This window comes from Neglectibacter timonensis, from assembly GCF_900048895.1.
Classification (GTDB): Bacteria; Bacillota; Clostridia; order Oscillospirales; family Acutalibacteraceae; genus Acutalibacter; species Acutalibacter timonensis.
Genome location: NZ_LT160638.1, coordinates 150,199 through 175,164 on the forward strand (window position 1 = coordinate 150,199; position 24,966 = coordinate 175,164).

General features: G+C 57.0%; 19 protein-coding genes. 10 read left to right on the forward strand and 9 right to left on the reverse strand.

Annotation, left to right across the window (positions count from 1 at the left end; translation table 11 throughout):
* Nucleotides 1-38: 38 nt before the first annotated feature.
* The 5 genes from BN3911_RS04455 to BN3911_RS04475 all read right to left on the reverse strand — a co-directional run bounded on the left by BN3911_RS04455 (nt 39) and on the right by BN3911_RS04475 (nt 6,602).
* Nucleotides 39-1,814 (reverse strand): ABC transporter ATP-binding protein, encoded by a 1,776-nt coding sequence (locus BN3911_RS04455; RefSeq protein ID WP_207644498.1) that lies wholly within the window; start codon nt 1,812-1,814, stop codon nt 39-41.
* Entirely contained in the window at nt 1,815-3,581 is a 1,767-nt protein-coding gene (locus tag BN3911_RS04460) for an ABC transporter ATP-binding protein (RefSeq protein ID WP_066861908.1), read from the reverse strand.
* A gap of 296 nt (nt 3,582-3,877) precedes the next feature.
* A complete protein-coding gene (locus BN3911_RS04465) occupies nt 3,878-4,657 on the reverse strand; it encodes a sugar phosphate isomerase/epimerase family protein (protein ID WP_187127679.1) in 780 nt (259 codons plus the stop codon).
* A gap of 119 nt (nt 4,658-4,776) precedes the next feature.
* Nucleotides 4,777-5,478 carry a DNA alkylation repair protein gene (locus tag BN3911_RS04470; RefSeq protein WP_066861912.1) on the reverse strand — a complete coding sequence of 234 codons (702 nt, stop codon included), beginning with the start codon at nt 5,476-5,478 and terminating at the stop codon, nt 4,777-4,779.
* Entirely contained in the window at nt 5,475-6,602 is a 1,128-nt protein-coding gene (locus BN3911_RS04475) for an MGDG synthase family glycosyltransferase (RefSeq protein ID WP_066861915.1), read from the reverse strand. The genes BN3911_RS04470 and BN3911_RS04475 overlap by 4 nt, the downstream gene beginning before the upstream one ends.
* Before the next feature lie 464 nt (nt 6,603-7,066).
* On the opposite strand from BN3911_RS04475, the gene BN3911_RS04480 reads away from it, so the two are divergent.
* The 8 genes from BN3911_RS04480 (at nt 7,067) to gluQRS (ending at nt 17,704) form a co-directional block, all read left to right on the forward strand.
* The gene (locus BN3911_RS04480; protein WP_066861917.1) at nt 7,067-8,677 is read left to right on the forward strand and encodes a VanW family protein; all 1,611 of its coding nucleotides are present in this window, start codon (nt 7,067-7,069) and stop codon (nt 8,675-8,677) included.
* Nucleotides 8,678-8,863: 186 nt separating this feature from the next.
* Nucleotides 8,864-10,783, forward strand: a complete 1,920-nt coding sequence (locus tag BN3911_RS04485; protein ID WP_066861919.1) for an NAD(+) synthase — start codon at nt 8,864-8,866, stop codon at nt 10,781-10,783.
* Between the two features lie 75 nt (nt 10,784-10,858).
* Nucleotides 10,859-11,842: a D-2-hydroxyacid dehydrogenase gene (locus BN3911_RS04490; protein WP_066861924.1), complete on the forward strand. Its 984-nt coding sequence runs from the start codon at nt 10,859-10,861 to the stop codon at nt 11,840-11,842.
* 11 nt (nt 11,843-11,853) lie between these two features.
* Nucleotides 11,854-12,993 carry a cysteine desulfurase family protein gene (locus BN3911_RS04495; protein WP_066861926.1) on the forward strand — a complete coding sequence of 380 codons (1,140 nt, stop codon included), beginning with the start codon at nt 11,854-11,856 and terminating at the stop codon, nt 12,991-12,993.
* A gap of 121 nt (nt 12,994-13,114) precedes the next feature.
* Nucleotides 13,115-14,290, forward strand: a complete 1,176-nt coding sequence (thiI, locus tag BN3911_RS04500) for a tRNA uracil 4-sulfurtransferase ThiI (protein ID WP_066861927.1) — start codon at nt 13,115-13,117, stop codon at nt 14,288-14,290.
* 461 nt (nt 14,291-14,751) lie between these two features.
* Nucleotides 14,752-16,005: a competence/damage-inducible protein A gene (locus tag BN3911_RS04510; protein ID WP_066861929.1), complete on the forward strand. Its 1,254-nt coding sequence runs from the start codon at nt 14,752-14,754 to the stop codon at nt 16,003-16,005.
* 11 nt (nt 16,006-16,016) lie between these two features.
* Nucleotides 16,017-16,724 (forward strand): DUF5131 family protein, encoded by a 708-nt coding sequence (locus tag BN3911_RS04515; protein WP_242871073.1) that lies wholly within the window; start codon nt 16,017-16,019, stop codon nt 16,722-16,724.
* Nucleotides 16,721-17,704: a tRNA glutamyl-Q(34) synthetase GluQRS gene (gene gluQRS / locus BN3911_RS04520; protein ID WP_082942078.1), complete on the forward strand. Its 984-nt coding sequence runs from the start codon at nt 16,721-16,723 to the stop codon at nt 17,702-17,704. Before BN3911_RS04515 ends, gluQRS begins: the two co-directional genes overlap by 4 nt.
* Before the next feature lie 26 nt (nt 17,705-17,730).
* On the opposite strand, the gene BN3911_RS04525 is transcribed toward gluQRS, so the two are convergent.
* Nucleotides 17,731-18,153, reverse strand: a complete 423-nt coding sequence (locus BN3911_RS04525; protein ID WP_066861932.1) for a YjdF family protein — start codon at nt 18,151-18,153, stop codon at nt 17,731-17,733.
* 328 nt (nt 18,154-18,481) lie between these two features.
* Between BN3911_RS04525 and BN3911_RS04530 the strand changes: the two genes are divergently transcribed.
* Entirely contained in the window at nt 18,482-20,515 is a 2,034-nt protein-coding gene (locus BN3911_RS04530) for a GH116 family glycosyl hydrolase (protein WP_187127680.1), read from the forward strand.
* A gap of 97 nt (nt 20,516-20,612) precedes the next feature.
* Here BN3911_RS04530 and BN3911_RS04535 read toward each other — a convergent pair whose 3' ends face one another.
* From BN3911_RS04535 to BN3911_RS04545, 3 genes are read right to left on the reverse strand one after another with little or no spacing between them, the layout of a single operon-like run.
* On the reverse strand, nt 20,613-21,536 hold the full coding sequence (locus BN3911_RS04535; protein ID WP_187127681.1) for an alpha/beta hydrolase: 924 nt from the start codon (nt 21,534-21,536) through the stop codon (nt 20,613-20,615).
* Between the two features lie 51 nt (nt 21,537-21,587).
* Nucleotides 21,588-22,787, reverse strand: a complete 1,200-nt coding sequence (locus BN3911_RS04540) for a GNAT family N-acetyltransferase (RefSeq protein WP_066861941.1) — start codon at nt 22,785-22,787, stop codon at nt 21,588-21,590.
* A gap of 50 nt (nt 22,788-22,837) precedes the next feature.
* On the reverse strand, nt 22,838-23,497 hold the full coding sequence (locus BN3911_RS04545) for an HAD family hydrolase (RefSeq protein ID WP_066861943.1): 660 nt from the start codon (nt 23,495-23,497) through the stop codon (nt 22,838-22,840).
* A gap of 268 nt (nt 23,498-23,765) precedes the next feature.
* On the opposite strand from BN3911_RS04545, the gene BN3911_RS04550 reads away from it, so the two are divergent.
* The gene (locus tag BN3911_RS04550) at nt 23,766-24,938 is read left to right on the forward strand and encodes an NAD(P)-dependent malic enzyme (protein ID WP_066862298.1); all 1,173 of its coding nucleotides are present in this window, start codon (nt 23,766-23,768) and stop codon (nt 24,936-24,938) included.
* Nucleotides 24,939-24,966 lie beyond the last annotated feature (28 nt).

Here is a 24,966-nt window from a genome sequence, read left to right on the forward strand (position 1 = left end):
GGGGAAGCCTTTTGTCAACCTGAGAGAAGCGGTCAATTTTATTGAAATTGGGAATTGTAGAGCCCGGCATAGAAGCCCTGGCGCGCCATCAGCTCCTCGTGTTTTCCCTGCTCCACGATATCCCCGTCCCGAACCACCAGAATGGTATCCGCGTTCTGAATGGTGGAGAGCCGGTGGGCGATCACAAAGCAGGTCTTATCCTGCATCAAGGTGCGCATGGCCGCCTGAATCTGAATTTCCGTACGGGTATCCACATTGGAGGTGGCCTCGTCCAGAATCAGCATTTTTGCATCCAGCAGCATGGCCCGGGCAATGGTCAGCAGCTGCTTCTGCCCCTGGGACAGGTTCATGCCATTGTCGTCCAGCAGGGTGTCGTATCCCTTGGGCAGGCTCATAATGTACCGGTGGATGCGGGCGGCCTTGGCGGCTGCCTCCACATCCTCCCGCCGGGCATTCTTTTTGCCGTAGGCCAGGTTTTCAAAAATGGTGCCGCTGAACAGCCAGGTGTCCTGCAGGACCATGGCATAGGCCAGCCGCAGGCTCTTTCTGGTGACGGACTGAATGCCGTTTCCGTCCAGCCGGATTTCTCCGGACTGAGGGTCGTAGAAGCGCATCAGCAGGTTGATGAGGGTGGTTTTCCCCGCGCCTGTCGGGCCCACTATAGCTACCAGGCTGCCGGGAGAGGCGTGCAGGCTCAGATCGTGGATGATGGTCTTTTGGGGCTCATAGCCAAAATGGATATGCTCCATCTCCACGTCTCCCACCACCTGGTCCAGCGCCTTGGCGTCCGGGGCGTCGGCAGGCTCGGGCGCCTCGTCGATCAGACGGAACACCCGCTCCGCAGCTGCACAGGCGGACTGCAGCTCGCTGATGATGTTGGCCATTTCATTGATCGGGCCGGAAAACTTTCTGGAATAGAGCACAAAGGAGGAGAGATTTCCAATGGTCAGACCGCCGAACAGGAACAACAGGGCCCCGAAAATGCTGATGAAAGCAAGGGACAGGTTGTTGATAAAATTGACGGAGGGGCCGGTCATACTGCCGTAATAGTCGGCGTTGTAGTAGGCGTCCACCGCCTCCTTGTTTTTCACGTCGAAGCGGGAAACCATGGTTTCTTCCTGATGATAGGCTTTGGTGGTCTTCTGACCGGAGATGATCTCTTCCACAAATCCGTTGAGCTCTCCCAGCTTGACCGAGCGTTTGTGGAACAGGGGGCGGACCTTGCGGGTCATGTACCGGGTGAACAGCACGGACATGGGAATGGTGATGGCAAACACCAGCACCAGCACGGGAGAGATGACCAGCATCATGGCAAGAGAGCCCACCACGGTGATCACACTGGCGGCAATCTGCAGCAGGTCGTTGGAGAGAGAGGCGTTCACCGTGTCGATATCGTAGGAGATCCGGCTGACGATATCGCCGGTCTGGTGCTGGTCAAAATACCGTACAGGCAGCTCGGTGAGCCTGTCAAAGACCTCCTGCCGCATCCTGTAAATGATTTTCTGACTCAGCTGAATCATTAGGATGGAGAGGATGTAGGAGAGCAGGGAAGAAATTGCATAGAACAACACCATAAGCCCGCAGTAGAGAAATACTGTGGGAAAGTCCACACGGCCTTGTTCCAGGCCGATGGCGTCTATGGCCTTTCCGGAAAGCATGGGGCCGAGCAGGGCCAGAAAATTGCTGGATACGGTGAGCAATACGGCGGCAAAAGCCATCCATTTATGCTGGCAGATATACGACCACAGGCGCAGAAGCACCTTTTTCCGGTCACGAGGCTTTTCAATGGGACCTCTGGGCATATGTCCGGGCATTCAGCTCACCTCCTTGCAGCATTCCGCTTCCACCGGAGTTCCGGGCCCTGTTTGCCCCGCTCCGCGCTCTCCCATTTGAGAACGGGAGATTTCCCGGTAAATCTCACAGGTTTTCAGCAGGTCCTCATGACTTCCATAGCCCAGCTCCCTGCCGTCCTCCAGCACTAGGATATGGTCGGCATGGAGAATAGAACTGATGCGCTGGGCGATGATGATGGTGGTCACGCCGCTGTACTCCTGCCGCAGGGCCTGGCGGAGCAGGGAGTCGGTCTTATAGTCCAGCGCGCTGGAGGAATCGTCGAGAATCAGGATTTCGGGGCGGCCTGCCAGGGCCCTTGCTACCAGCAGGCGCTGCTTCTGGCCGCCGCTGAGGTTGGTTCCCTTGGGAGTGAGCATGTGGGAGAAGCCGTCCGGCAGGGAGGAGATGAATTCCATGGCCTGCGCGCAGCGGGCAGCTTTTTCGATCTCCTCCCGAGGCAGATGCCTGCCGAAATCTATGTTTTCATAAATCGTATCAGCAAAAAGCACGTCGTTTTGAAATACTACGCCGAATTTCGTGTGTAGCTCTTCTGTGGGAATGGAATCCAGTTTCCTGCCGGCTATCTGGATGACACCCCTGTCGGCGTCGTACAGGCGCATAAGCAGGGACATGAGGGTGGATTTTCCGCAGCCTGTGGCCCCGATGATGCCCAGGGTTTCCCCGCGCTTCAGGCGGAAGCTGATATCCTGCACATTATACTCCTTTTTCCGATAGGAAAAGGAGACATGGTCGAATTCCACATGGTAGGACGTTTTTTCCTGTTCTGCAGGACTCACCTTCAGGTCAATGGGGGTATCCAATACCTCCGCGATACGGGCCGCAGAGGCGGACCCCCTGGAATACATGACAAACATGCGGGTGATGGACATCATGGCGTTGAGAATGATGGTAAAATAGCTGAGAAACGCGATGATTTTTCCAGCCTGGGTGAGGCCGGAATTGACGCGGAACGCACCGACGATGATGACGGCAGTGAGTCCCCCGTTCAAAAACAGGTTCATCAGAGGGTTTGACAGGGCCATGGTCATCCCCGCCTTCTTTTCCCTGCGCACCACCTCCGCATTGACGCCTGCAAAGCGTTCCTTTTCGTATTCAGTTTTGGAGAGGGCTTTGATTACCCGAATGCCGGAAATGTTTTCGCGCACGGTGCGCACCATGGAATCCACGCCCCTCTGAAGGTCCACATACAGGGGAATGCCTTTGCGGGAAATGGTGAACACCGCAAACCCGATGAAGGGCAGGGTGCACACCAGAACCAAGGTGAGAACAGGATCCAGGGTGAGGGTGATCAAAATGCCGCCCAGAAGCAGAATGGGGGCGCGGATGCCCAGCCGCTGCATCATGCCGATCATCTGGTGAATGTTGTAGGTATCGCTGGTCAGCCGGGATTCCAGCGAGGGGATGCTGTACTCGTCGATCTGGGAACAGGAGAGATAGGAAATCTTGGAGAAGAGGTCATGCCGCAGTGATTCCGTGGTGTGCTGAGCCACCCAGGAGGCCATCCGGTTTGCCAGAATATTGGTGACCACCGCGACGACGGACGCCAGAACCATGGCGGCTCCCCAGAGGGCGATTAAGCCAACGTCCCGTTTCGGCACGACCTCGTCGATCATGTAGGAGAGAATCCAGGGCAGAAGCAGATCCATGAGGGAGCCGGCAAATTTGATGGAGACTCCCAGCGTCATGCGGGGCAAATAGGGCTTGAGATAGTAAAATACCTTCTTCATATACAATCCCCTTCCAAAATGCAGCCTCTGCTCCGCGCCCTGCCGGCTCGGAATACTGTGTTGACGCCGCCTGGCCGCCTTTCTCCAAAGCGGTGCGGCAGTCCTTGAGAGACTGCTTCCTTCCATGGATTAGGATACCACAAATTAGTTGACGATGCAACTATCAGGCGTTGATTTCTGGTTGAAATTTCAGTCTTCCGCCTGGATAGAAGAAAAAGAGGACCCATGTGCCGGGACAATGAAAAAGCCTCTCCTGATACCCGTTTGGGCGGAGAGGCTTCTGAAACGGCACGGACTCAGAACAACGTATGGAGATATCGAATAGAACTGCCGGCAAATTCCAGAAAATCACCCTTCACAGAGCCTTCCAGAGAAAGGGAGCCCTCGTAGCCGGCCTCTTGCAGCGCACGGAAGAAAGAGGCATAGTCCTCCCCGTCCCCGGGCTGGGGGAAGAGCCTTCCGTTTTTGGCGCTGGCGATATGGGCATGGGCCAGCAGGCCCCGGTAACCGGCAAGGGAGGCGCGGGGCTCCCGTTCCAGGTCAAAATGATACAAGTCCACCAGCAGACGAATGCTGGTTTTGTCCACCTCCCGGACCAGCCGGGCTGATTCCGAGCAGGTATTGAGAATGTTGCATTCTCCCCGGTTCAGCGGCTCGATGCAGCAGACGATGTCCCGGCTTTCCGCAGCGGGAGCGATCAGCTGGGAACAAAGGCTGCGAAGCTGTTCCCAGGTCTTTTCCCGGGAATAGCCCTCCGGCACGGCCCGCGCTTTTCCGCTGCCGAACACGATGGTGTGAATGCCCAGCAGGGCGACTTTGTCCAAAACATCTGAGAGGTAATCCGCCGTCTTTTCCCTGTCCACCGCTTCTCCCACCAGAGGCATGCCGCCGGGAAACAGGAGGTTGCCTGCAAGACAGGAGAGTCCAGAGGCCTTCAGTGCGTCTGCTCGCTGAAGAATTTCCTCCCGGGAATGTCCGTTTAGTTCAGAAATCCCGATCTCCACATAGTCGGCTCCAGCCTGAGACAGGGAAAAAATCCGGTCGTCGAAAAGAGACATGCAGCAACCGATTTTCATAAGCTTCCTCACTTCCATTTTGAAGTTTACTATCATGCTTTTTGGAATAACGGTGAGTTTTTCCGGGGATGGGAGGGCTGCCCGGCAGGGGCGGCCTCCGATCAGCCATCGGGAGAGTCCTACAGCTTATACTGCAGCAGCATCTCTTTATCCGCTTTCCCCACCCGGAAAGATTCCCGTATTTTCTGGATGCTCTTGTTCTGGGTGAATGGGGGCAGCACCCTCTCCTGAAGCACGGGAAGGGTCTCGGCCGGAAACTTCACATAGCAGACGGAAACTGCCCAGGCCACCGCCATCTGGACGTAGTAGGCCTCTGAACGGACGCCTTTGAGCAGGGAGAGGCCCTCTGGCAGGTATTCTTTCGTCACATAATGATCCAGCAGCATGACGGCTGCGAAGCGTGCAAAAAATTCCCTGCTGTCGAGAAACAGCGGCCGGAGGAATTCCCACATCCGCTGTTTCTCCTCCTCGTTGGGGAACCGGAAGGTACTGCAGAAGGAATCGCAGACGGCCCAATTATCAATCAGGGGAAGAAAGGCGGAAACCAGTTCCAGACGGCGGGAAATCCCAGTTTTCATGCCGGCGATCACCAGGCCGCGCAGCAGAATCTCCTCATAGGAGCCGGCCCGGCTGACGGCCAGAAAGCCTTCAGCATCCCGCCGGATGACATCTTTGGCCATTTCCCGGAGTTTCGGCAGACGGACGCCGTACGCGGTTTCCGTACCGGGAATCAGGCTCTCATTAAATTTTTTGTAGGCTTCGTCTGCGCAGCGCCGGAATTCGGCCAGAAGCTCTTTATATTCTTCCGGTGAAAAGCTCATACGGTACCCGCGTTTTTGGTCAGGGTGCGGATCAGCACCAACAGGTTCGGAATGGACTGGGATTTGTCGAATTCCTCGCAGTTCTCCCGCATGGCCTGCAGCTTCTGCTTCTCCATCAGCAGGGAGGAAATCTGTTCCGCGAAATCGTCGCCCTTGTGCAGGCGTACACCCATATCATGGGTTTTAAGAAAATTGGCGTTGTCTTCCTCCTGCCCGGGGATCGCGTCGAACACTGCCAGCGGCAGGTTGCAGGCAAGGGCTTCAGAAACCGTGAGGCCGCCGGGCTTTGTCACCAGCAGATCGGAGGCGTGCATGTATTTTTCCACCTCGTCGGTGAAATAGATCAGCCGGGTGGGAAGCCGTGCGCCGGAGGCAAGTTCCTTTTCAAAGGCCTCGTAAAGCTTCCGGTTGCGTCCAGTGATCACGATAATCTGCATTTTGACATTAGTTTCCGTCAGATCCCGGTAAAGCTTGATGATGTTGGAGACACCGAAGCTGCCTGCCATGAAGAGCAGCGTGGGCAGTTCAGGGTCGAAGTTCAGGTCCCGCAGGATCATGGAACGGTCCTCCCGGTCGAAAAACACGTCATGTACCGGGATGCCGAAGGGATAAATTTTTTCCTTGGGCACGCCGAAGGTCATCAGCTCCGGCACCATGTCGTCACTGGCCACCACATAGGCGTCCACATAGTCCGCAATCCAGGCCCGGTGTACGCCGTAGTCGGTGAGAATACAGATCAGGGGAGCAGTGACGGACCCATCCTCCTTGAGGTCTGAAACCATTTCCGTGGCAAAAGGATGGGTGGTGATGATCACATCCGGATGGTAAGCTTCAATGGCCGGCAGCAGCAGGTTGCTGAACATGCCGCTGAGCTTTGGTACCAGGTCGGAAAAGAGATTCTGTTTGTTGGTCTGCTTATAGAGTCTGCCGAACAGGGCAGGTACTTTCTTTGCCATAAACAGATAGCTGTCGCACACCGTCTTGTCCAGAAACCGGCCAACCGCCTTGAGCGTATCCACAGATTTGACATCGTGGCCCGTGTTGTCCCGTATGTACCGCTCCACTGCATTGGAGGCCCGCAAATGCCCGCCGCCGGTGGCGGCTGTCAACAATAAAATTTTCATCAGTAAAAACCCCTTCTCAATTTGGATCCCCACGAAAGGGGGACTATTGCAATAATACCCTCGCACAGCGATATTTATTGTCGCAGAAAGCAGAAAAAAGCGTAACTTTTCTGTTCCCTCTGTACTCTTATAGAATAGTAGGAAAAAGAAAAGAAATAGACGATAAAATTCTTTCCTTTTTCCTACTATTTCAATGGAAATGTAAGGACGGGAAGGGTTTCACCGTCTTCTTTTCAATAACAAGGTTTTTCAGCCTGCTGAATTATGAACATATTGTAACATACCCCTCTTGAAAATGCCAGTTTTTTAATGGTTTTGAAACCTTTTCCATGCTTTACTTTTGCCTATAAAATAAGGTATAATAATAAAACGATTGGACTTTACGGCAAAGTGTGCAAATAGGCGGACTTTGCAAACGATATAACCTCAGAAAATATACAGCAGTCTTGAAAGGGGGGCTTTCCGTGAAAAGAAACCCAAATAAACTGAAAACAGCAGCATTGCTGGCATCCATACTGCTTCTCATAACTGGAGTTTCGGCCTGTTCGCCGAAGCCGGAGCCTGACAGTCAGATCTCTTCCCAGGTGGAAGATCCCGCGGTATTTCCGGATGGAACCAGTATCGGCGGGAAGAATATTTCAGGAAAGACCGTGGATGAGGCGTTGGAAACCGCCCGCAAGGCCCTGCAGGAGACAGTGGATGGCCTGGAAATATCAGTAAAATTCCGGGATGACACGGTGGTGCTCTCCAAAAGTGATTTTGTCACCAAGGATGTGCTGGAGCTGACCCTTCCCAAACTGCTGGAAAGCCGCAGGGCGGACAAGTATGAGCTTGCATATGTGACCGATCTCTCGGAAAGCGGCAGGCAGAAGCTGACGGATGCGGCCGCAGCCTGCTATGCCGAAGGAAAAAATGCCACAGTCACCGGTTTTGATTCCGATGCGGGGGCTTTTATCTTTTCGGATGAGCAGAAGGGAAGCCGTGTAGACTTGGTGAAGACCTTGGCAAGCGTGCGGCAGCTGTTATCCCAAAAGCACAGCGGCGCAATTCAGGCGGCTTTTCTGGAGGCAAACCCCACACTTACCAAGGAAACCCTTTCGAAGAATTTCAAATTGATGGCCTCTTATACCACGGAGTCCGGAAATACGGAAAACGGCAACAGCAACATGAGGTTGGCGCTCTCCCATGTGAACGGTACCGTGTTGGAGCCCGGGCAGGTGTTCTCCTACAATGATACCATCGGGGACAGCACAAATCCGGAGAACGGCTGGCTGCCTGCCGGGGGTCTGAGCGGAGGCGTTCTGGTACAGATGTACGGCGGCGGAATCTGCCAGGGTTCCAGCACATTATACAATGCAGTGCTCCGAGCGGGGCTGGAAATCGTAGAGAGGGACTGCCACAGCTCGCCCTCCAGCTACTGCCCTATCGGCCTGGACGCCACGGTGGATTACGGCAATATCGATTTCAAGTTCCGCAATCAATTGGACACGCCGGTGTACCTCTCCGCCTGGATGGACGGCGTCACGCTGCATGTGAATGTGTACGGCTGCTTCCCGTCCGAATGGGACAGGGTGGAGGTTTCTTCAGAACAGGTGGGGTACGAACCGCCCCGTTCCGAGGTGAGCTTTGTCACAGATTATGATTTGGCTGCCGGCGAGTATGTGAGAAAAACATCCGGCAACGAGGGATATTCTGCCTGTGCCTACCGAACCTATTACAAGGGCGATACCGTTGTAAAATCAGAACAGCTGCCGGATTCCTATTACGAACCCACCGGCACGGTTTACGCCGTAGGGGAAGGGACGGACACCTCCAAGGTGGATACCAGTAAGGAGAGGGGGACTACAACAAAGGAGAAACCCTCTCCGGAACCCTCCAAATCTCCGGAGACGCCTTCGAAGCCCCCTGTGAATCCGGATCCGCCGGAGGAATCTTCCGAGCAGCCGCCCGAATCTCCTGAGCCTACGGAGGAGCCGCCGGAATCCTCTGAGCTTTCGTCGGAGTCAAACTCTTCAGAATTTTCCTCATCCAATCCGGAGGAGGGCGCTGACGATGTTGATTCGGCTGCGGAATAACAACGAAAATACATAGCGGAATTTTCAGCTTTCTGTTTGTTGTTCCAATGTTCTTTCCATTCAGCGTTTTTCAATCCCCTGTGCCGTTGACGGTGCGGGGGATTGTGCGGTAATCCGCGTGTACCCCGAAGTCTGAAAAGCAGGGCGGGAAAAATTATCATAGCCAGGAGAAAGGAAGAAGGTCCTATGAAAGACGGTTTGATTCGAATTGCTGCGGCGACGCCGGAAACAGGGGTTGCCGATGTGAAAGCCAATATCGCCAGAATGGGGGAACTTGCCAGGGAAGCGGCACAACAGGGCTGCGCCGCGGTGGTCTTTCCGGAACTGGCTGTCACCGGCTACACCTGCGGCGATCTTTTCCGGGACGCCACGCTGATTCAGGCTGCGGAGCGGGGCCTTTCCCAACTGATGGAAGAAACTGGGAAACTGGACCTGCTTTGTGTGGTGGGAGTGCCTGTGGCGTTCAGGGGTGGGCTTTACAATTGCGCTGCGGTGTTTTTGCGGGGAAAGCTGCTGGGACTTCCGGCGAAGACTCATATTCCCAATTATGCTGAATTTTATGAAGCCAGGCATTTTACGCCTGCTCCTGAGAAAGCGGAAACGGTTCTTTACTGTGGCCAGAGGGCGCCCATGGGCGGAAACTTACTGTTTTCCTGCGAAAATGTTACAGGCCTGACGGTAGGAGTGGAAATCTGTGAGGACTTGTGGGTGGCTGGGCCGCCCAGCACGAGGCTGGCCCAGTGCGGAGCCACGGTGCTGCTCAATCCCTCCTGCAGCGATGAGACCATCGGAAAGGCTGAATACCGCAGGGAACTGGTGAAAAGCCATTCGGCAAGACTGCTGGCAGCTTATGCCTATGCGGACAGCGGCTTTGGGGAATCCACCACGGACATGGTGTTTTCCGGACACCGGCTCATAGCGGAAAATGGGTCGCAGCTCTCCGAGGGAGAGCTGTTCACCACGGGTCTTACAATGGCCGACCTGGACCTGGAACGGCTGGTACAGGAGCGCAGGAGAATGAGCACCTGGAGTGAATGGCCGGACCCGGAAGAGATGACCCGTGTTTCCTTTTCTTACCGAGAGGAGACGGTGCGGGCCTTCGAACCGCAGCGCGTCTTTCCGAAAACTCCCTTTGTTCCCGGAAACGGCGGGGACTTGGAAAAACGCTGCAGCATGATTCTCGCCATGCAGTCGGAGGGGCTGGCTGTGCGGCTGAAGCACATAGGCTGCAGCACGGTGGTGATCGGACTTTCCGGAGGATTGGATTCCACACTGGCTTTGCTGGTGGCCGTACGCGCTTTTGACCGGCTGAAGCTTCCGTATAGCGGAATCAAAACCTATTCCATGCCGGGCTTCGGCACCACCAGCCGTACCAAGAGCAACGCACAAAAAATCGCGGAGGAGCTGGGCGTCAGCTTCCGGGAGATTTCCATCGAGAAGGCGGTGCGCCAGCATTTTTCCGATATCGGCCAGAGCGAGGAAACCCTGGATGTGACCTATGAAAATTCCCAGGCGAGGGAGCGCACCCAGGTGCTGATGGATCTTGCCAACCAGTGCGGCGGGCTGGTGGTGGGCACGGGAGACCTTTCCGAGCTGGCCTTGGGCTGGGCCACCTATAATGGGGATCACATGTCCATGTACGCGGTGAACGCCTCCATCCCAAAGACTTTGGTTCGTTATCTGGTACGCTATGCGGCAGACCACAGCGGCGAGGCTTTGAAAAGGGCATTGTACGATGTGTTGGACACGCCGGTGAGCCCGGAGCTTCTGCCGCCCAAAGACGGTGAAATCGCCCAGAAGACCGAGGAGCTGGTGGGCCCCTATGAGCTGCACGACTTTTTCCTCTACTATCTCCTCCGGTTCGGTTTTACGCCCGGGAAGATTTACCGGATGGCCTGCCGTTCCTTTGCGGGAGACTATTCTCCGGAGGTGATCCGGCATTGGCTGCGCACCTTCTACCGGAGGTTCTTTACCCAGCAGTTCAAGCGTTCCTGCCTGCCGGACGGCCCCAAAGTGGGTTCTGTAACGCTTTCTCCCCGAGGCGATTTCCGCATGCCCAGCGATGCGTGCTGCACAGTATGGCTGGAGGAGATTGACAGGCTGTAAACAGGGAAGCCTTGTCGCCGGATTTTCCGATGGCGGGGCAGAAAATCAGAATGCCGGAAGAGAAGGGAGTTCCCAATGATGCGGAAGGTAAAACATATTTTGGTGACCGTTCCCGTGGAACAGCGTCATATTGACCTGCTGAAGGCGGCTGTGCCGGAGGCGGAGTTCCGGTTTCGGGAATTTATGGAGAAGGAGGATGTTGCCCCAGAGGACGTGGCCTGGGCGGAAGTGATCTTGGGCAACGTGGAGCCGGGGCAGCTGAATGCTTCGGAAAAGCTGCGGTGGCTGCAGACCAACAGCGCGGGCGTGGAGCCTTATCTGAAGCCCGGCGTGCTGGCGGAAAATACCGTGCTCACCAATGCCACCGGCGCCTATGGGCTGGCAATTTCAGAGCATATGCTGGGCATGCTTTTGGAAATTATCAAGAAGCTGGAGCTCTACCGTGACGCACAGAAGCAGGGAAGCTGGAATTCCCTGGGCCGGGTCACCTCGGTGTACGGTTCCACTGTGCTGGTGCTGGGCATGGGCGATATCGGCGGAGAGTTCGGGATGCGCTGCAAGGCTTTGGGGGCCAGAGTACTGGGAGTGCGCAGGAAAAATACGGAAAAGCCGGAGTATGCCGACGAGGTGTATCTCACGGAGGACCTGGACCGGCTGCTGCCCCAGGCGGATGTGGTTGCAGTCACTCTTCCCGGTACGGAGGCTACCCGCGGCATGCTCAGCCGGGAGAGGATTTCCAGGATGAAGAATGGAGCCGTGCTTCTGAATGTGGGGCGGGGATATATTGTGGATACGGAGGCCCTGTGTGATGCACTGGAGAGCGGGAAGCTGGCGGGCGCCGGGCTGGATGTAACAGATCCGGAGCCTCTCCCTCCGGAGCACCGGCTGTGGCGGATCCCCACGGCAGTGATCACGCCCCATATCTCGGGCTATTATCATCTCAAAGAAACACATGAGCGCATTCTGCGTATCTTTGCTGAAAATTTGGAACGCTTTGTCAAGGGCGAGCCTCTGGTAAATCAGGTGGATTTCCAGACCGGATACCGGAAAACGCCGTAAGGAAGGGTCAAATGGAAGACAATAAGGAACATTACCTGGATAACAGCGCCACCACCCGCGTTTTGCCTGAAGCGGCCCGGAAAGCCGCAGAGGTTATGGTGGAGGAATACGGCAATCCTTCCTCCCTGCACACACGGGGCTTCCGGGCCCGGCAGGAACTGGAAGCATCTCGGGAAACAGTTGCTGCCAGGCTGGGCGCAAAACCGGAGGAGCTGTACTTCACAAGCGGCGGCACGGAGGGAAACAACCTGGCTTTGTTCGGTGCAGCACTGGCTAAAAAGCGTCAGGGGAACCGCATCGTCACCACACTGGCGGAGCATGATTCTGTGCTTGGCACCGTGGGGGAGCTGGAAAAGCAGGGCTTCGAAGTGGTGCGTCTCCGGCCGGATTCCGAGGGGCATCTTTCTGAGGAACAGCTTTTTGACGCTGTCAATGAGAAGACCATTCTTGTCAGCATGATGCTGGTAAACAATGAGACCGGCGCTGTCTTCCCTGTTTCAGCCGCTGCCCGGGCTATCCGGAGGAAAAAAGCGCCGGCGCTGCTTCACACCGATGCGGTGCAGGCCTTTGGAAAGCTGGAGTTTTCCCCTGCAAAGCTGGGGGCAGACCTTTGTACGGTCAGCGCTCATAAGGTGCATGGACCCAAGGGGGTGGGCGCGCTCTACGTCTCCAAATCGGCCCGTATCCTGCCCCATACCTTTGGTGGGGGACAGGAGAAGGGACTGCGGCCCGGCACGGAAAGCGTGCCGTTGATCTGCGCCTTTGGCGAAGCGGTCCGGCTGCTGCCAAAAGCTTCCGAGGCAGGGCCGGAAATGGAACGGCTCAACGGCCTGCTGCGGGGAAAGCTGAGGGAACTGCCTGAGGTGACGGTCAACTCCCCGGAGGATGGGCTACCGTATATCCTGAATTTTTCCGCAGGCCGGGTGCGGGCGGAAACCATGCTGCATTTTTTGGCGGAACAGAATATTTTTGTTTCCTCAGGTTCGGCCTGTGGGAGAGCCAAACCCAGCCATGTGCTGGAGGCAATGGGCCTGCCGAAGGAGAGAATTAGTTCTGCACTGCGGGTCAGTTTTTCCCGCTTCAGTGAAGAGGATGATGTATTGGCGTTGGCGGAAGCGTTGAAGAAGGGCCTGCGCACACTGCTGCACTGAGCCTGCATGCAGGGAACTGACAGGGATTTGACGGGTTCCCTGGGGCATGCAGAACGGGCGGTATTTGTTTGGAAAAAATCATCAAAGCCCTGCGTGATGCGGGGAATACAAGGAGGACTACATGGCGAAAGAAGTCATTTTGCTGAAACTGGGGGAGATTGCCCTGAAGGGGCTGAACCGCCGTACGTTTGAGAACGTGCTGCTGAAGAATATCCGGCGCAGGCTGACCGGCGCGGGGGAATTTGCGGTGACCTCGGTGCAGTCCACCATCTACGTGGAGCCTAAAAATGAGGAAGCGGATATGGACCTGGCTGAGGAGCGCTGCGCCAAAGTGTTCGGCGTGGTGGGGTATACCCGGGCCGCGGTTACGGAAAAGGAGCTGCCCAAGATCCGGGAAAAAGCGGCGGAGTACCTGCGGGACGTTCTGGAGGAGGCAGGGAGCTTCAAGGTGGAATGCAAGCGCAGCGATAAAAAATTCCCCTACAAGTCGCCGGAGATTTCCGCGGAGGTGGGCGGCTATCTGCTGGAACAATATCCCCACCTGCGGGTGGATGTGCACCATCCCGACGTCATTGTACGGGTGGAGGTGCGGGAGCAGAACGCCTACCTGCATGTGGACCCGAAGCCCGGCGCGGGGGGAATTCCGGTGGGCACCGGCGGGAAGGCTGCTGTGCTGATCAGCGGCGGGCTAGACAGCCCCGTGGCTGCCTGGACCATGGCGAAGCGCGGCGTGGAGCTGACCGCCGTCCATTTTGCCAGTCCGCCCTATACCAGCGAGCTGGCCCATGAAAAGGTGGTCCGCCTCCTCAAAAAGGTCAGCGAGTATGCGGGTCGCATTAAAATGGTCACGGTGAACTTCACAAAACTCCAAGAGCAGATCCGGGACAAATGCCCCGAGGAGCTGGGTACCGTTATCCTGCGGCGTTTTATGCTGCGGGCTGCCGAGCGGGTAGCCCGGGACGAGGGCTGTGCTGCGCTCATCACCGGAGAAAGCCTGGGCCAGGTGGCAAGCCAGACCATCCAGGCCATCGCCTGTACGGATGCAGTGGCTGATATGCCGGTATTCCGGCCGCTGATCGGCGCAGATAAATCGGAGATCGTCAAGCTTGCTTATCAGATCGGCACCTATGATATCTCCATCGAACCCTATGAAGACTGCTGCACCATATTCACTCCCCGGCACCCCCGCACGAAGCCTGCGCTGCATTTTGTGGAAAATGCGGAAAAGGCTATAGATGGGGAGGCTCTTCTGGAAGAGGCGCTGAAGGACGTGCGCACCACGCAGATTATGCCGTAAAGTCACAGCACGGAGAAAAGCCTCCGCAGAGAGAAGGCAGGAGCATCGTGGAGTGGGCTCCCCGCGCTGCAGACAGCCGAAGTCGGAAAAAAGTTTTCGCAGGCCTTTTTCAAAAGGCCTGGGCATCGTGGAGCGGGCTCCCCGCGCCGCAAACAGCCGAAGTCGGAAGTAAAGTTTTCGCGGGCCTTTTTCAAAAGGCCGAGGCATCGTGGAGCGGGCTCCCCGCGCTGAAGACAGCCGAAGCCGGAAAAAAAGTTTTCGCAGGCCTTTTTCAAAAGGCCGAGGCATCGTGGAGCGGGATTCCCGCGCTGCAGACAGCCGAAGCCGGAAAAAAGTTTTCGCAGGCCTTTTTCAAAAGGCCGGGGCATCGTGGAGCGGGCTCCCCGCGCTGAAGACAGCCGAAGCCGGAAAAAAAGTTTTCGCAGGCCTTTTTCAAAAGGCCGAGGCCGAAAGGAGAAAAAATGAACGCAGAAATTATTTCAGTGGGGACAGAACTGCTGCTGGGGCAGGTTGTCAATACGGATACCGCTATTGTGGCCAGGGCGCTTTCCGCGCTGGGAATCAACCTGCTGTATTCCGCAGTGGTGGGGGATAATGCGGAACGGCTGAAAACAGCGGTGGAAACGGCCATTACCCGCAGCGATCTTCTGATCATGACAGGAGGGCTGGGCCCCACGGCCGATGACCTTACCAAGGAGACAACAGCGGCTGCAGCAGGCCGGAAGCTCAAGCTCCATGAGGATAGCCTACGGCGCATTCAGACTTATTTTAATGAAAAGCATGTCAGCGAAAATCAGGAAAAGCAGGCCTGGCTGCCGGAGGGCTGCACGGTTTTGCAGAATGATAACGGCACTGCGCCGGGCTGCGCCTTTCAGGCGGAAAACGGCTGTACGGTGATCATGCTGCCCGGTCCGCCCTCAGAGCTTGCGCCCATGCTGGAAAACTATGCGGTGCCTTACCTGAAAAAGAGCGTGAACTCTGTCATTGTTTCCCACAATGTTCACATTTATGGAAGGGGAGAGGCGCCTGTCGCCCAGATGATGGACGACCTGATGGATGGGGAGAACCCCACCCTGGCGCCCTATGCAAAAGAGGGCGAGTGCTATCTGCGTGTCACGGCGAAGGCGGCGGACGAACAGCAGGCAGACGAAATGTGTGCCCCTGTCATTGAGGAAATCAGGAACCGGCTGGGAGAATTCGTCTACGGCATAGATGTGGAATCTCTGGAGGCCCTGGTGGTAAAAGAGCTCCTGCAGCAGGGGAAAAAGCTGGCGACAGCGGAGTCCTGCACGGGAGGCCTTCTTGCCAAACGTATCACCGACATTTCAGGCTCCTCTGCTGTGTTCGATATGGGCTGTGTCACTTATGCAAATGAGGCTAAGGAGGCTCTGCTCTATGTGCCCCACGAAATTTTGGAGGCCCACGGGGCGGTGAGTGAAGAGACGGCCTGCGCCATGGCAGAGGGGATTGTCAGGCGTTCCGGCAGCGACCTGGGAATCGGGATAACCGGGATTGCCGGACCGGACGGAGGCACGGAGCAAAAGCCCGTGGGGCTGATCTATATCGCCTTGAGCGACGGCAGTCAGACTTGGGTGGTGAAGCGTTCTCCCATAGGCCGTACAAAAAACAGGGAATGGCATCGCCACTGCGCTGCGTCCCAGGCTCTGGACATGGTGCGGCGATACCTGGAGGGCCTGCCCGTGACAGTGGAGTAAGGAGACAGGAAATGAGCATGTGGGAACCGTGGACCGGCTGTTACCCCGCCAGCGACGGATGCAAATACTGTTATTATTACGGCCCGTATTCGAAACGGTATGGGCAGAATACTGTCTGTAAGACGGCAGACTTTATGAAACCTCTGGAAAAGAAGACGGCGGAAAAATGGAAAATCCCGCCGGGATCCATGGTGGCAACCTGCTTTTCAACCGATTTCTTCCTGCCGGAGGCAGATGAGTGGCGCAGAGAGGCTTGGAGCATGATCCGGCAGAGGCCGGACTGCCAGTTCCAAATTCTCACGAAGCGGATCGAACGGTTTCCCGTCTCCCTGCCGGAGGATTGGGGAGACGGGTACGACAACGTGCTGCTGGGCTGTACCTGTGAGAATCAGGAGGCGGTGGATACCCGGCTGCCGCTGTTTCTCTCCTATCCCATCAAGCACCGTTTTCTTGCCTGTGCCCCCTTGTTGGAGGATTTGAAGCTGGGGCCCTGCCTTTCCGGTATTTCCATGGTCTCCGCAGGCGGAGAAACCTCTCGGGAGGCAAGGGTCTGCCAGTACGAATGGGTGCTGCACATTCGGGAGCAATGCCGGAAGGCCGGCGTATCCTTCTGGTTTAAAAATACGGGATCCCGGTTCCTTAAAGATGGTGTTCTGCACAAAGTCAACCCCAGACTGCAGCACAGCATGGCGCGGGAAATGGAGCTGAACCTGGAATGATAAACGGCAAAGAGATGGCTCCGGCTGGAGTGCGGCCCGTTGTGGGCCGGTTTGCCCCTACGCCCAGCGGACGGCTGCATCTTGGAAACCTGTTTTGCTCCCTGCTGGCCTGGCTTTCGGCAAAATCTTTGGGCGGCAGGATGGTGCTGCGCATGGAGGACCTGGATCCTGCGCGTTCCCGTGGGGAATATAGCGAGGCGGTGGAGCGGGATCTCCGTTATCTGGGCCTGGACTGGGACGAAGGGGGAACCTGTGGTGGGGGCACATCCGGCCCCTATGAGCAGGGAAAGCGGTCCGCCTATTACCAGCAGCTCCTGGAGCGGCTGGAGGAGAAGGGGCTGGTATATCCCTGCTTCTGCAGCCGTGCGGAACTGCACGCGGCAGACGCGCCCCATGCTTCGGACGGGGATCCCATCTATTCCGGCAGATGCCGTACGCTCACCCGGGAGGAGACGGAACAAAGGGCGCGGCTGCGCCCGCCGGCACTGCGCCTGCGGGTTCCCGACGAAGTGCTCTGCTTTGAGGACGGCCATTATGGGAAGATGAGCCAGCATCTGGAACGGGAGTGCGGCGATTTCATTCTCCGCCGTTCCGACGGTGTGTTCGCCTATCAGCTGGCTGTAGTGGCGGATGACGCGGCCATGGGGGTGACTGAAGTGGTGCGGGGGCGGGACCTGCTCTCCTCCACGCCACGCCAGCTGTACCTGTACCGGCTTTTGGGGTTCAGGCCGCCGGCCTTTTATCATACGCCGCTGCTGCTCGCTCCCGACGGCCGCAGGCTTTCCAAACGGGATGGGGATTTAAGCCTGGAAGCGCTGGCCGCCAGGGGGCTGACAGGCAAGGAGATTGTGGGGCGGCTGGCATGGTGCGCCGGGCTTCTGGACCGGCCTGAGCCCGCGCTTCCGGAGGAGCTGCTGCCTCTGTTTTCCTGGAAGAAGGTTCCCCATAGCGACATCTGCCTGCCGGAAGGGCTGTTTTGAAGAAGGAAAAGGATAAGCACGGGGCTTCAGCGGCCCCTGTGCTTATCCTTTCGTTTTTCCTGCCGCAGCGCGAACCGCCTCTGCTCTTCCGCTTCTCTTTGCATTTTGGAAAGGGCATGCCGCTTCTCTTTGCCCTGTTCCTGCTGAAGCTTCAGCGCCTGCTGCGCCTTGGTGCCGATTCTGGATGGGCGGGTCAGCTCCCTGGCTTCCCGCTGCAGGCGCTTTGGGCTTTTGCGCCGTTCTGCCAGCCCGGATCCCTCGGAGAGAGCCGGACTGAATTTCAGGCTGCCGCCGTTTTTCAGCCAGAATTCATAAACCTCGCCGTCCTTTGGTTCGGCTCCGAAAGGGATACGGCAGACCTCCAAGGTTCCGCCGCATTCCCGCTCACACAGACCGATCCAAAAGGGCTCCTGAAACATGACGGTCAGTTTGAAATGGGTGATATCCATCCCTTTTCCTCCTTTTGCTGCGCGCCGGGTGAGGCGCACTGGGTTGTAAATTGAGTGCGGACAACCAAGGAGGCAGGTTACTGACAGCACTGTGCTGCTCCCGGACTACCAACCGGGATGTGTTTTTCACTCTGTGCTCTATTTTATCCTTTCTTTTCTTAAAGTCAAGAATCGGGCATCCCTCCTGCCGGTTTTGTCAAAAAAAGAGCATTGTTTCCGCTCTTTTCCTATGCTATACTCCGGGAAAGAGAGATGCTCCTGGCTGCCGGGTGGGACTGCAGCAGGCGGCAGAAAAGATCGCATCTCGCAGAAAGGGAAGGGTCTGTCTATGGAAAGAATTTCTTGGAAGCCGGAAGAACGCAGAGGGCTGGTGGCGGGGAACGCCTCCATCTCCGGGGACGTATCTCCCCGGGGGAGGCTGTTTCAGCGCATTGTCTGGAATCCGCCCTGCTTTGAGGATGGCAGAAACGGAATGCGGGAGGGCGGGGAATCCGGTTTCCTCATCACCGCAGGAGGAAAGACAAAAAAGGACGTGGAGCTTTCCTGGACTGTACTGGAACGGGATTATCCCCGGTACCGGGCAAAGGCACAGGTGCTGTCGGAACTTTCTGTGGAGGTATGCGCCTTCGCTCCGCTGGCCCCAGGGGATACGGAACCTATGTTTCTGCCGTCCCTGCTGGTTTCGCTGTCGTTTGAGGGGGAGACTGCTGAGGAGGTTGCCGTCACCTGGGCCTGGAAACCCACCCGGGAGATGCTGGAGGGTTCCTATTCCGCGCCGGTCTGCCTGCAAAAGGAGGCCGGCTGTTTCCGTGCGGAACGGGGAGACGCCTTCCTGGAGCTATCCGGCGGCGAGATGGGAGGGCTGGGGCCCTGCGGCCGTTCCGGCCTGTTTTCGGTGGAAACCAGCTTTCGCATGCAGGGAAAAAGGCGGGTGCAGGCCATGCTGGGGTATTTTCCCAAGGAGCACCGTTTTCGCATCCACGCTGAGAGCACCGGGTCGCTCTGCGGCAGGCTGCGGCAGGAGTTCCCGCATCTGGAGGAGCAGGTGGAGGAGTGGATCCTCTCCCTTCCCCAGGTGGGGGATGAACAGATCCTGCGCTATACCCGCTGGTACAGCCAGGCCGCGGTGATGCTGACGAAAAGCGACGTCACCGGGCGGGTGATCACCATGGGATACCATGAGCTGAACCAGAGGGATTCCTTTTGGACAAGCTTTGTACACCTGTCCTTCTGGCCAAAGCTGGAACAGGCCATGCTTCGGGAATCCTGCCTCTGGCAGAGGGAGGACGGAAAACTTCCCACCACAATCCTGCCGAAATATGAGCGGGAGACAGATGTGGATATCAACGAGTACTTCTGCCTGCGCATTGCCCGGTATTTCCACTGGCACCGGGATCTGCCCTTTCTCCGGGAATGCTGGCCCCATTTCTGCAGGTCGGTGGAGTTTCTGCTGACGTTGGACAGGGATGGAGACGGCCTGCCGGAACAGGCGCCGCCGGAAAATCCGCTCTGCTTCTGGGCAGACTGGAAGGATGTCAAGGGGATTGTGGGCAGAAAGCTGGCGCCGCATTTTGTCCTGCTGTGGCTGGCTGTGCTGCAGGAGGGCATTCTCCTGTCGCAGGCGCTGGAGTCGGAGAAATCCGAGGCCTGGTTCCGGGAACTGTTCCAGCGGGCAAAGGCGCAGACGGAACTTCCCGTACAGGAAGGCGGCTTATGGCAGGGGGACCATTACACCGAGCTCTGGTACGATGGAAGGGAAATTTCTTCCGTGCTCCAGGATCAGACCGTGGGCATGGCCTTTGGCGTGGTGGAGGAAGAGCGGGCAGGTGCCATTTGGCAGGCCCTCTCCCGGGGGGAGAACGAGGGCGGAATTCCGGAAACCTATCCCTTCCGGGAAGAGATGGAGTATGAACCCGGCGTCTACCACAACGGCGGCATCTGGCCCTACCTCACCTTCTGCGACTGCATGGGCAGATACCGTATGGGCGCCTGGGAGGATGCGGAGAGGCTGATCCGCAAAACAGGGCGCTATGATCTTGAGGTCCCCGGAGATTTTGCCCCCAATGAGTATCTCCATGGAATTACCTTGGAAAACTGCGGTTTTGAAATTCAGGGCTGGTCCTCCGCCCTGTTCGGGACGCTTACCCATGGCGCCTTTACCGTTGAGAGGCCGGATGAGCTGAGCGCCGTGATCCATGTCAATTTCCCTGAACGGGATTTTGCCACCCGTCTGCTGCTGCCGGAGCCTGTCGGCACAATTTTGGTGGGACGCAGGGATGGCGTTTTATTCCATTCCGACCCGGAACTGGAGTGGGCCAGCGTTCAGGTGACGGAGAGGCCCATGGACGCCGGCTGGGAATAAAAAGCCGCAGGGCATGCCCAAATGGAACCATCGGGAGAGAAAAGACCGCCTTCAGGCCATGTCTCACGGGCCTGAGGGCGGTCTTGTTATTCTGTCATTACGTTCCCGATTCCAGCTTCTTTTCCAGCCAGCGGAGGACATCTGCATAAACCTCCTGCCGGTTGGATTCGTTCAAGAGCTCATGCCGTTTGCCGGGATACAGCTTCAGGGAAACGTCCCCGCAGCCAGCGGCTTTCAGCGCTTCTGCAACCTCTGTGGGGCCCTTACCATAATTCCCCACCGGGTCCGCGTCCCCTGCCAGCAAAAACACAGGAAGGTTTTTTGGCACCTCCTGCGCCCACTTTGGGGAGTTGACCTCCTGAAGGCCGGAGAACAGGTCGTAGTAACCAGCCGCTGTGAATTCGAAACCGCAGAATTCATCCGCAGCATATTCCCTGCACACCTGTTCCACCGTAGAGAGCCAGGCGAACTGATTCACCGGGTTTTCAATCCTCTTGTTGTAGCTGCCAAAGGCCAGCTTATCGATCAGCTTTCCTCTGGAGCGCGGTCCAAGCACCTTTTTCTGCAGCCCGGCCAGCGCCTTGCCCAAACCCAACGCCGGGTTTTTCCCCATAGTGCCGCAGAGGATGCAGCCCTGCAGCATCCCGCCGTACCGGGTCAGGAAGGAACGGGAGAGAAAGGAGCCCATGCTGTGGCCCATCAAAAAGACCGGCAGGCCGGGATATCTGCCTGAAACCTCGTCCAGCAGAGCTTTCAGGTCGTCCACAACAAATTCCCAGCCATTTTCGTCGGCAAAATGTCCCTTGACCTGTGCCGACTTTCCATGCCCCGCATGGTCATTCATACATACGGCAAAGCCGTGGGCGGTGAGGAATTCTGCGAAGCTTGCGTAACGTGCGCTGTGCTCTGCCATACCGTGTGCAATCCCTAAAATGGCCTTGGGCTGTTCATCCGTCCAGAGCCGGGAAAAAATCAAACCGCTGCCGCTGCTGGCGGGACGGGTCCACTCTGTTTTTTTCATCTGTATGACCATACCTTTCCGGCTGCGGATCACTGCCGCACCGTTTCTTTTTTAGAACAGGTCCAGCACATGGCAGGGCTTCGCCCGGAAAACCCGGTCCAGCGGCGCGGAACTGTTGCAGACGGTCGCCGCGGGCATCCAGGGAAGCTCCTCTGCGGAACGAATCCCGCAGATCAGGGTGGAAAAATCGCCGATGGTAAGAGAGAGATCTGGGGCCTCGGCGGTTTTCTCCACCAGGTTTTCACGGCCGGGCGCAAAGAAGAGCTTCCAGACCCCGCGGTTCTCTTCCAACAGAGGGTCGGAAATTTCAATTCGCAGGGCGCCCTCGCCGCGGCAGCTGCACAGGGAGAGCACCTTTTCCACGTGGACCGCACGAACCATGCCGTTTGTGAACCACCGGCACTCCGCCTGCGCCATCTCCGGGATCAGGGACTGCAGGCGCAGGCAGGAGGGCGCCGTAAACCGGATGCTCTTATAATGGGAGGAAAATGCCCCGTACACAAAATGCAGAAGCGCCTGAAGGGAGCGGGCGTCGGTAAACAGCAGGCCGTTTTTCCGGGCAAAGTCGGTGGTACAGTCTAAAATTTCCCCATCCCGGCTGGCCAGCAGGAAGGAACGGGGAACGCCGGATTCATCCCGCCAAAGGTACAGGTACCGTTTTTGGTTCAGCCAGTTTTCCTTTTCCAGAGAAGCATCGTAACCATTCCGTAGTACGGAAAGGTTAAAGTTCTTATAGTAGGAATTGTAAATTTCCAGGAGCGGTGAGAGGTCGTCTCCCGGGAAAAGCTGTTCGATGGCGCCGCCGGCATCCGGCAGCTTCAGGGAGAGGATGGGCAGCGTCCAGGTCTGACAGGCGGCTCCGTTTTCAAAGCCGAACTGTCTGTAATAAGCGGTGCTGAAGGGGTAGAGGAAGGAAAAGGCACAGCCCTCCTGATACATGCTCTGAAAAGCGCTTTGCATGCAGGCGCGGATGACGCCCTTTCTCCGGTAAGGGGGCAGGGTGGAGACGCCGCCGACACCGCCCATCTGCACATGGTGTCCGTCAAACCGGACTGGGAAAGAGGTGAGGTCGAAGCAGCCCAGCAGAGCCCCCTCCTCAAACGCTCCCCAAGTCTGCCCGGGGTGCTCCGGTTCTTTCTTATTTTTGAGGCTTTCACGCTCCTTTTCCGGATCGAACTCTCCTTCAAAGGCCACCGCCATGATCCGGTGGGCGTCAAAAAGCTCCTGATGTTCCAATTTTCTGACCTGCATCGAGAATACCGCCTTTCTGTATCGCTTTCGATTTTTTATGCGGAAGGGGATCAGCGGCTCATGACAGTTTCCAGCAGCTCGGAAGCGCTGCCCACTGTAAAGACGGCCCCGTTTTCTTCCAGCTCCTTCCGGTCACGGAACCCCCAAAGGACACCGCAGGAATCCATACCGGCGTTTTTTCCTGTCAGCATATCCACGCCGCTGTCGCCGATGTAGAGGATTTCCCGGGGCGGGATGGAGAAGCCTTTGGCAATCCCCAGCGCGGCTGTGGGGTCCGGTTTTTTGGGAATCCCCGGGACCTGGCCCCGTATGGCGTCAAACAGTCCGGCATAAAAGGATTCTGCCAGAATACGCGTCATGTTATCCGGTTTGTTGGAGAGCACCCCCAGCCGGAAGCCTCTTCCCTTCAGCTCCCGGAGCAGTTCAGGAATACCCGGATAAGGGGTTACCAGCCTCAGAGGATCGCTTTCATACAGCCGGTCATACTCCGCACGAAACTCGGTTAGCTGTGCATCAGAAAATTTTGCGCCAACGGTCCGAAGCATGCGGCGCATCAAGGTGTCAGCTCCGTTTCCCACCAGCAGTTTATAGGCGTCCGTCTCAATGGGAGGGAGTCCAAATTTATGTAACGTAGTGTTGCCTATCCAGGCAATGGAATGGAGCGTATTCAGCAAGGTGCCGTCCATATCAAAAATACAGGCTTTGTACAAATTTAGTCACCGCTTTCAAGAAATCCGTGAGATTTTTGAATGTGTTCCGCATACATCTTTATTCCTATTATACATGCAACTCCGGGGAAAAATCAAGGACGCCGTATTGATTTAAAGCTGCATTCTGTGATATACTTACTGCGGTTACAGGAAGCGGAATCAGGCGTCTTCCGGCGGTTTTGTCCGCCTGGAACGTTTCGGGTGCGGCGGATCATGCAGCCCGGAGGACTTTCTCCTGCAAAAAGGAATATAGATGGAGGGAATGAAATTGGATTATTCCGAACAGGCTTTGAAACAGCACCGGGAATGGCACGGCAAAATCCGGGTGAACACCCCGTGTCCCATGAACAGCAGGGAGGACCTCTCCGTGGCCTACACGCCCGGCGTTGCGGCGCCTTGCCTGGAGATTGCAAAGGACGTGGAAAAGTCCTATGAATATACGCGCCGGGGAAACCTGGTGGCTGTGGTTACCGACGGCACGGCGGTGTTGGGCCTTGGGGATATTGGCCCGGAAGCCGGCATGCCGGTGATGGAGGGGAAATGCGCCCTGTTTCAGGCCTTTGCCGGGGTGGATGCGTTCCCGCTCTGTGTGCGTTCCAAGGACGTAGATGAGATTGTGCATACAGTGGAGATGATCGCCGGATCCTTCGGCGGCATCAATCTGGAGGACATCGGGGCGCCCCGCTGCTTTGAGGTGGAAAGGAAGCTCAAGGAGCGTCTGGATATCCCGGTATTTCACGACGATCAGCACGGTACGGCCGTAGTCACCATGGCGGCCATGCTCAACGCACTGAAGCTGGTGGATAAGAAAATAGAAGAAGTTTCCGCCGTGGTCAACGGCGCAGGCGCAGCAGGAACAGCTTGTACGGAGCTCCTAATGGCGCTGGGCCTGAAAAATGTGGTGGTCTGCGACAGGTTTGGCGCGCTGTACGAGGGCATGCCGGGAATGACGGAGGCTCAGGCTCCCTTGGCTGCCAGAACAAATCCTGAAAAGAAGCAGGGCGCTCTGGCGGAAGTGGTACGGGGGGCGGATGTGTTTTTGGGCTTTTCGGCGCCCAACTGCCTCACCGGAGAGATGGTAAAAAGCATGGCTGCGGATCCTGTTATCTTTGCCTGCGCCAACCCCACGCCGGAAATCTTTCCGGAAGAGGCGCTGGCTGCCGGGGCCAGGGTGGTGGGCACAGGCCGCTCGGACTACCCCAACCAGATCAATAACGTATTGGCTTTTCCCGGAATATTCCGGGGTGCGCTGGACGTGCGGGCAAGAGAGATCAACGACGGGATGAAGGCGGCTGCCGCCCGGGCCATTGCGGATCTCATCCCGGAAAAGGAGCTGCGGGAGGACAACATCATCCCCTCTGTGTTCAACAGGGATGTGGTGCCCGCCGTGGCTAAGGCAGTGGCGGAGGCCGCCCGGCGGACCGGTGTGGCCAGAGCTTGAGTTTTTGCAGGCTACCCCGGAGTTACGG